At 47.5% G+C, this 1568-nt stretch carries 1 protein-coding gene and 1 pseudogene; both read left to right on the top strand.

Annotated elements, in window-relative coordinates; genetic code table 11:
* The first annotated feature begins 34 nt into the window (after positions 1 to 34).
* Positions 35 to 604 (top strand): helix-turn-helix domain-containing protein, encoded by a 570-nt coding sequence (locus FC75_RS07945; protein WP_156314515.1) that lies wholly within the window; start codon positions 35 to 37, stop codon positions 602 to 604.
* A pseudogene (locus tag FC75_RS07940) lies at positions 592 to 1479 on the top strand (IS3 family transposase); the annotation flags it as partial. The gene FC75_RS07945 and the pseudogene FC75_RS07940, both read left to right, overlap by 13 nt.
* Positions 1480 to 1568 lie beyond the last annotated feature (89 nt).

Genomic DNA, 1568 nt, shown 5'->3' with positions numbered 1-1568 from the left:
TGAAGTGCCCTACAATTGTTAGACAAAGTGTCTAATGATTGTGGGGCTTTTTTTGATGACAAAGTATTCTAGTAAACTTAAGGCAAAGGTGGTTGGCGAATATCGCAGAGGTGGAATTAGTATGGGCGACCTCTGCATTAAGTATGGGATTGGCTCTCACATGACAATTCAAACGTGGATTAATCAAGCGGAGCAGCATGGTTTGACCTCTCTCAAAGTCAAACATAGTAAAGCTGAGTACTCAGTAGACGCCAAGGTAGCAGTGGTAGAATACGTGCAAACACACGAGACTAGTCGTCGCAGAGCAGCGGCACACTTTGGCATCTCACCAACTCAGGTTAATAGTTGGATGAGAATCGTCCAAAAACAAGGTGTTGCTGGTCTGCGCCCTAAGCCTAAGGGAAGGCATACCACGAGTAAGCGAAAGAACAAGAAGAACGGCGAGAAGATTTTTAAGACGATCGAGCCCACCAAAGAAGAACAGTATCAGCAAGAGATTATGGAGCTTAAGCGGAAGCTGCACGAGGCAGAGATGAATCGCGACATTTTAAAAGTGCTAGCGACCATGACGGAGAACTCGCAGACTCACTCACCACGAAAGTGAAGGCGAGCGTCGTGACTTCGTTACGGCCGCAATATGGGCTTCCAGCACTGTTAGCTGCCTTGAAGCTACCAAGAGCAACCTATTACGACCGGCTCAAGCGTGACAAAAAGCCGGACAAATATGCCAAGCTAAAAGCCTTCATCAGGCCGCTATTCCATGAAAAACATGAGATTTACGGTTATCGCCGGATATACAAAGAAACGCTGAAAGCTGGCTTTAAGTACGCTGAGGAGACGGTCTGGCGGGTGATGAGGCGTATGGGATTGTCTGTGACGCTATATTCGAAGCATACGTCCAGGTACAGTTCCTACAAGGGAACCGTCGGAAACGTTGCGAAGAACGTACTGAAGCAGCACTTTAACGCGACACTACCGCTCACAGTGATGCATACCGACGTGACCCAAGTCCGGCTCGCTAACGGTCAATGGGGCTATATTTCAGCCATTACTGACGAGGCAAGCCGTGAGGTTCTTGCGTTCTCAGTAAGCAGTTCTCCTAACAAGGAAATGATCCAAGAGACGTTAAATGAACTCAAACGCCACCTCTTGCCTGGCTCTCGCCCGATTCTCCACTCGGATCAAGGCTGGCAATATCAGATTCCAAGTTACGTGGCGCAACTCAAGCAGATGAACATTCAGCAGAGCATGTCGCGTAAAGGCAATTGTCACGATAATGCGCCCATCGAAAGCTTCTTCAACTTGCTTAAACGAGAATGCCTAAACCGCCTCACTATCGGCAATATCGCAAATTTACGCGACAAAGTGGCCGAGTACAGCGACTGGTTCAACCATGAGCGGATTTCCTTGAACAAGGATGGTCTAACGCCCGTGGAGTACCGAGAGATGATGGTAACTGAGCAGATGGAAGTTGCATAAAAAGCCTACCTTCCGTTGAAGGTAGACTTCATTAAGGAACCAGATATTGTTGTGGTAGAAAATTTGTCTAACTTTTCTATGGCACTTCA

Source organism: Lacticaseibacillus camelliae DSM 22697 = JCM 13995 (assembly GCF_001436615.1).
GTDB classification, from domain to species: Bacteria; Bacillota; Bacilli; order Lactobacillales; family Lactobacillaceae; genus Lacticaseibacillus; species Lacticaseibacillus camelliae.
Note: the sequence above shows the minus strand (reverse complement) of the source record. Positions and strands in the feature narration are given on the sequence as shown.

What these genes read in the sequence shown, in the direction of transcription:
- FC75_RS07945 (WP_156314515.1), top strand. Translation starts at nt 35, where the DNA reads ATGATTGTGGGGCTTTTTTTGATGACAAAGTATTCTAGTAAACTTAAG.